Raw genomic sequence first — 1203 nt, 5'->3', positions numbered from 1 at the left:
GAAAAATGGCAAAAGGTAAATTCACCCGCACCAAGCCGCACGTGAACGTGGGCACGATCGGTCACGTTGACCACGGCAAGACCACGCTGACGGCTGCGATCGCCACCGTGCTGTCGGCCAAGTTCGGCGGCGAAGCCAAGGCTTACGACCAGATCGACGCAGCGCCTGAAGAAAAGGCCCGCGGCATCACGATCAACACCGCGCACGTCGAGTACGAAACGGCCAACCGCCACTACGCACACGTGGACTGCCCCGGTCACGCCGACTACGTGAAGAACATGATCACCGGCGCTGCCCAGATGGACGGCGCCATCCTGGTGTGCTCGGCCGCTGACGGCCCGATGCCCCAGACCCGTGAACACATCCTGCTGGCTCGCCAGGTGGGTGTGGGCTACATCATCGTGTTCCTGAACAAGTGCGACATGGTCGACGACAAGGAACTGCTCGAGCTGGTCGAAATGGAAGTTCGCGAACTCCTCGACAAGTACGAATTCCCCGGCGACGACACCCCCATCATCCACGGCTCGGCCAAGCTCGCCCTGGAAGGCGACAAGGGTGACCTGGGCGAAGGCGCCATCATGAAGCTGGCAGAAGCCCTGGACACGTACATCCCCACGCCCGAGCGCGCTGTGGACGGCACGTTCCTGATGCCCGTGGAAGACGTGTTCTCGATCTCGGGTCGCGGCACCGTGGTGACCGGCGCTGTCGAGCGCGGCGTGATCAAGGTCGGCGAAGAAATCGAAATCGTCGGTATCCGCCCCACCGTCAAGACCACCTGCACCGGCGTGGAAATGTTCCGCAAGCTGCTGGACCAAGGTCAAGCTGGCGACAACGTCGGCGTGCTGCTGCGCGGCACGAAGCGCGAAGAAGTCGAACGCGGCCAAGTGCTGTGCAAGCCCGGCTCGATCAAGCCGCACGTGCACTTCACCGCCGAGGTGTATGTCCTGTCCAAGGACGAAGGCGGCCGTCACACGCCGTTCTTCAACAACTACCGTCCGCAGTTCTACTTCCGCACGACGGACGTGACCGGCGCGATCGAGCTGCCCGCGGACAAGGAAATGGTCATGCCTGGCGACAACGTCAGCATCACCGTGAAGCTGATCAACCCGATCGCGATGGAAGAAGGCCTGCGCTTCGCCATCCGTGAAGGCGGCCGTACCGTGGGTTCGGGCGTCGTGGCCAAGATCCTCGACATCTAAGCCG

Annotated in this window: 1 protein-coding gene; it reads left to right on the top strand. The window is 62.8% G+C overall.

Annotated elements, in window-relative coordinates:
• Positions 1-5 precede the first annotated feature (5 nt).
• On the top strand, positions 6-1199 hold the full coding sequence (gene tuf / locus AC1RGU_RS31325) for an elongation factor Tu (RefSeq protein ID WP_062478858.1): 1194 nt from the start codon (positions 6-8) through the stop codon (positions 1197-1199).
• Positions 1200-1203 lie beyond the last annotated feature (4 nt).

The organism is Variovorax sp. GW823-FHT02B07 (assembly GCF_058797695.1).
The sequence above is the reverse complement of the archived record's forward strand: the minus strand, read 5'-3'. Positions and strand labels throughout refer to the sequence as shown.